Consider the following 5,288-nt stretch of genomic DNA (forward strand, 5'->3'; position numbering starts at 1 on the left):
CTTTGCTGGATTAAACTTAAGAGTTTGATCCTGGCTCAGATTGAACGCTGGCGGCATGCTTTACACATGCAAGTCGAACGGCAGCACGGGCTTCGGCCTGGTGGCGAGTGGCGAACGGGTGAGTAATGCATCGGAACGTGCCCATTTGTGGGGGATAACTACGCGAAAGCGTGGCTAATACCGCATACGCCCTGAGGGGGAAAGCGGGGGATTCTTCGGAACCTCGCGCAATTGGAGCGGCCGATGTCAGATTAGCTTGTTGGTGAGGTAAAGGCTCACCAAGGCGACGATCTGTAGCGGGTCTGAGAGGATGATCCGCCACACTGGGACTGAGACACGGCCCAGACTCCTACGGGAGGCAGCAGTGGGGAATTTTGGACAATGGGGGCAACCCTGATCCAGCCATGCCGCGTGAGTGAAGAAGGCCTTCGGGTTGTAAAGCTCTTTCAGCCGGGAAGAAAACGCACTCTCTAACATAGGGTGTGGATGACGGTACCGGAAGAAGAAGCACCGGCTAACTACGTGCCAGCAGCCGCGGTAATACGTAGGGTGCGAGCGTTAATCGGAATTACTGGGCGTAAAGGGTGCGCAGGCGGTTTTGTAAGACAGATGTGAAATCCCCGGGCTTAACCTGGGAACTGCGTTTGTGACTGCAAGGCTAGAGTACGGCAGAGGGGGGTGGAATTCCGCGTGTAGCAGTGAAATGCGTAGATATGCGGAGGAACACCGATGGCGAAGGCAACCCCCTGGGCCTGTACTGACGCTCATGCACGAAAGCGTGGGGAGCAAACAGGATTAGATACCCTGGTAGTCCACGCCCTAAACGATGTCAACTAGTCGTTCGGAGCAGCAATGCACTGAGTGACGCAGCTAACGCGTGAAGTTGACCGCCTGGGGAGTACGGCCGCAAGGTTAAAACTCAAAGGAATTGACGGGGACCCGCACAAGCGGTGGATGATGTGGATTAATTCGATGCAACGCGAAAAACCTTACCTACCCTTGACATGTCTGGAACCTTGGTGAGAGCCGAGGGTGCCTTCGGGAGCCAGAACACAGGTGCTGCATGGCTGTCGTCAGCTCGTGTCGTGAGATGTTGGGTTAAGTCCCGCAACGAGCGCAACCCTTGTCATTAGTTGCCATCATTTAGTTGGGCACTCTAATGAGACTGCCGGTGACAAACCGGAGGAAGGTGGGGATGACGTCAAGTCCTCATGGCCCTTATGGGTAGGGCTTCACACGTCATACAATGGTCGGTACAGAGGGTTGCCAAGCCGCGAGGTGGAGCCAATCCCACAAAGCCGATCGTAGTCCGGATCGTAGTCTGCAACTCGACTACGTGAAGTCGGAATCGCTAGTAATCGCAGATCAGCATGCTGCGGTGAATACGTTCCCGGGTCTTGTACACACCGCCCGTCACACCATGGGAGTGGGTTTCACCAGAAGTAGGTAGCTTAACCTTCGGGAGGGCGCTTACCACGGTGAGATTCATGACTGGGGTGAAGTCGTAACAAGGTAGCCGTATCGGAAGGTGCGGCTGGATCACCTCCTTTCAAGAGAACAGGCCGCAGCCGGCCAAGTGTCCACAACTTATCGATTGTTCAGGCAAAGAAAGCGCCTCGTTCGCCCCCGAAGAGAGGGTCTGTAGCTCAGTTGGTTAGAGCACCGTCTTGATAAGGCGGGGGTCGTTGGTTCGAATCCAACCAGACCCACCAAAATTTTTTTGGTTTGTTTGGGAAGCTCGAGACAGGACACGAAAAAAAGGGGCTGTAGCTCAGCTGGGAGAGCGGCGGCTTTGCAAGCCGTAGGTCGTCGGTTCGATCCCGACCAGCTCCACCACTGCAGGTAGCACAGTGCGGTACAGGCGAGAAGTAAGTCATGATGATGCCCTGCAGGGCGCGTCTTCATTGCTGACTTCTCGATCGACATTGTCGTGATGTCGTTCGCAGGCGTTTGCTCTTTAAAAATCTGGAAGAAGTGTAGTACGTACCGAGCCGGTGCGTACTGCAAGTTGTGTGATTGCATTGATCCAGGAGCTGAGCTTGTCAGCGCAGGGCCTGGATCGCACAAACGAGTTCGCCTATGACAGGGTCTTTGGTAGCGGCAACGCTGCGCAAGGATCTAAGGTTATAGGATCAAGCGACTAAGTGCATGTGGTGGATGCCTTGGCGATCACAGGCGATGAAGGACGTGTAAGCCTGCGAAAAGCGTGGGGGAGCTGGCAATAGAGCATTGATCCCACGATGTCCGAATGGGGAAACCCACCCCGCAAGGGGTATCCCAGACTCAATACATAGGTCTGAGGAGGCGAACGCGGCGAACTGAAACATCTAAGTAGCCGCAGGAAAAGAAATCAACCGAGATTCCGTAAGTAGTGGCGAGCGAACACGGAACAGCCTGCACGACTAAACCATCAGCTAAGCAAAACGGTCTGGAAAGTCCGACGATACAGGGTGATAGTCCCGTATGCGAATAGCCGGTGGCGGGTCTGAGCGTGCGACAAGTAGGGCGGGACACGAGAAATCCTGTCTGAAGATGGGGGGACCATCCTCCAAGGCTAAATACTCGTGATCGACCGATAGTGAACCAGTACCGTGAGGGAAAGGCGAAAAGAACCCCGGGAGGGGAGTGAAATAGATCCTGAAACCGCATGCATACAAACAGTGGGAGCCTCGTAAGGGGTGACTGCGTACCTTTTGTATAATGGGTCAGCGACTTACGTTCAGTAGCGAGCTTAACCGAATAGGGGAGGCGTAGCGAAAGCGAGTCTGATAAGGGCGTCAGAGTTGCTGGGCGTAGACCCGAAACCGGATGATCTATCCATGGCCAGGATGAAGGTGCCGTAACAGGTACTGGAGGTCCGAACCCACTAACGTTGAAAAGTTAGGGGATGAGCTGTGGATAGGGGTGAAAGGCTAAACAAATCCGGAAATAGCTGGTTCTCCCCGAAAACTATTTAGGTAGTGCGTCGTACGGACACTTGCGGGGGTAGAGCACTGTAATCGTTGGGGGGGTCATTGCGATCTACCCCGCGATAGCAAACTCCGAATACCGCAAAGTGATATACGGCAGACAGACAGCGGGTGCTAACGTCCGTTGTCAAGAGGGAAACAACCCAGACCGCCAGCTAAGGTCCCAAATACATGGCTAAGTGGGAAACGAAGTGGGAAGGCATAGACAGCTAGGAGGTTGGCTTAGAAGCAGCCATCCTTTAAAGAAAGCGTAATAGCTCACTAGTCGAGTCGTCCTGCGCGGAAGATGTAACGGGGCTCAAGCCATGAACCGAAGCTGCGGATGTGTCTTTGACACGTGGTAGGGGAGCGTTCCGTAAGCCTGCGAAGGTGTCTCGAGAGGGATGCTGGAGGTATCGGAAGTGCGAATGCTGACATGAGTAGCGATAAAGGGTGTGAAAAGCACCCTCGCCGTAAGCCCAAGGTTTCCTGCGCAACGTTCATCGGCGCAGGGTGAGTCGGCCCCTAAGGCGAGGCAGAAATGCGTAGTCGATGGGAAACAGGTCAATATTCCTGTACCGCTCTATGATGCGATGGGGGGACGGAGAAGGTTAGGTTGGCCATCTGTTGGAATAGGTGGTTCAAGTGTGTAGGCGTGCTGCGTAGGCAAATCCGCGCGGCTTAGCTGAGGCATGATAACGAGGGCCCTCGGGCCCGAAGCAACTGATACCCTGCTTCCAGGAAAAGCCTCTAAGCTTCAGTCATAGAGTGACCGTACCGCAAACCGACACAGGTGGGCTGGTAGAGAATACCAAGGCGCTTGAGAGAACTCAGGAGAAGGAACTCGGCAAATTGATACCGTAACTTCGGGAGAAGGTATGCCCCGTTAGCTTGTAGGAGTACATCCGAAGGGCGAAGGGGCCGCAGAGAATCGGTGGCTGCGACTGTTTATTAAAAACACAGCACTGTGCAAACACGAAAGTGGACGTATACGGTGTGACGCCTGCCCGGTGCCGGAAGGTTAAGTGATGGGGTGCAAGCTCTTGATCGAAGCCCCGGTAAACGGCGGCCGTAACTATAACGGTCCTAAGGTAGCGAAATTCCTTGTCGGGTAAGTTCCGACCTGCACGAATGGCGTAACGATGGCCACACTGTCTCCTCCTGAGACTCAGCGAAGTTGAAATGTTTGTGAAGATGCAATCTACCCGCGGCTAGACGGAAAGACCCCATGAACCTTTACTGTAGCTTTGCATTGGACTTTGACGGGATTTGTGTAGGATAGGTGGGAGGCTATGAAACCAGGACGCTAGTTCGGGTGGAGCCAACCTTGAAATACCACCCTGGTGTCGTCGAGGTTCTAACCCAGGTCTGTGAATCCAGATCGGGGACCGTGCATGGTGGGCAGTTTGACTGGGGCGGTCTCCTCCTAAAGCGTAACGGAGGAGTACGAAGGTCACCTAGGTACGGTCGGACATCGTACTGATAGTGCAATGGCAAAAGGTGGCTTGACTGCGAGACCCACAAGTCGAGCAGGTGCGAAAGCAGGTCATAGTGATCCGGTGGTTCTGTATGGAAGGGCCATCGCTCAACGGATAAAAGGTACTCTGGGGATAACAGGCTGATTCCGCCCAAGAGTTCACATCGACGGCGGAGTTTGGCACCTCGATGTCGGCTCATCACATCCTGGGGCTGTAGCCGGTCCCAAGGGTATGGCTGTTCGCCATTTAAAGTGGTACGTGAGCTGGGTTTAAAACGTCGTGAGACAGTTTGGTCCCTATCTGCCGTGGGCGCTGGAAGTTTGAGAGGGCTTGCTCCTAGTACGAGAGGACCGGAGTGAACGCACCCCTGGTGTACCGGTTGTGACGCCAGTCGCATCGCCGGGTAGCTATGTGCGGAAGAGATAACCGCTGAAAGCATCTAAGCGGGAAACTCGCCTCAAGATGAGACTTCCCCGGGGCCTCGAGCCCCCTGAAGGGTCGTTGAAGACCACAACGTTGATAGGTCGGGTGTGGAAGCGTGGCAACACGTTAAGCTAACCGATACTAATTGCCCGTGTGGCTTGATCCTATAACCTTATGTAAAAGCGATACTCGTCGCAGTGCCCAAAAATGGCACGGTGCAACAACGCACCCAATCACACAACACACACTTCTTCCAATATCCAGTGACTCAAATGCACTGGATAACAGTCAAAGTCTGACGACCATAGCTTTGTGGTACCACCCCTTCCCATCCCGAACAGGACCGTGAAACACAAACGCGCCGATGATAGTGAGGTCCGCCCTCGTGAAAGTAGGTCATCGTCAGACTAATTATATGAAAAACCCCCTTGTGCAAAAA

2 tRNA genes and 3 rRNA genes are annotated in these 5,288 nt (G+C 54.1%); all 5 read left to right on the forward strand.

The features are described 5' to 3' along the window. Positions 1 to 12 precede the first annotated feature (12 nt). A 16S ribosomal RNA gene (locus M622_RS36925) occupies positions 13 to 1,550 on the forward strand. Between the two features lie 85 nt (positions 1,551 to 1,635). Then, a tRNA-Ile gene (locus M622_RS36930) sits at positions 1,636 to 1,712 on the forward strand. 48 nt (positions 1,713 to 1,760) lie between these two features. Beyond that, a tRNA-Ala gene (locus M622_RS36935) sits at positions 1,761 to 1,836 on the forward strand. Between the two features lie 294 nt (positions 1,837 to 2,130). After that, a 23S ribosomal RNA gene (locus tag M622_RS36940) occupies positions 2,131 to 5,015 on the forward strand. 128 nt (positions 5,016 to 5,143) lie between these two features. Continuing rightward, positions 5,144 to 5,257 (forward strand): 5S ribosomal RNA (gene rrf / locus M622_RS36945). The 16S, 23S and 5S rRNA genes sit together here with 2 tRNA genes alongside, the layout of an rRNA operon. The last annotated feature ends 31 nt before the right edge of the window (positions 5,258 to 5,288 follow it).

The sequence above is a fragment of the Thauera terpenica 58Eu genome (assembly GCF_000443165.1).
In the GTDB taxonomy this organism is placed as follows: Bacteria; Pseudomonadota; Gammaproteobacteria; order Burkholderiales; family Rhodocyclaceae; genus Thauera; species Thauera terpenica.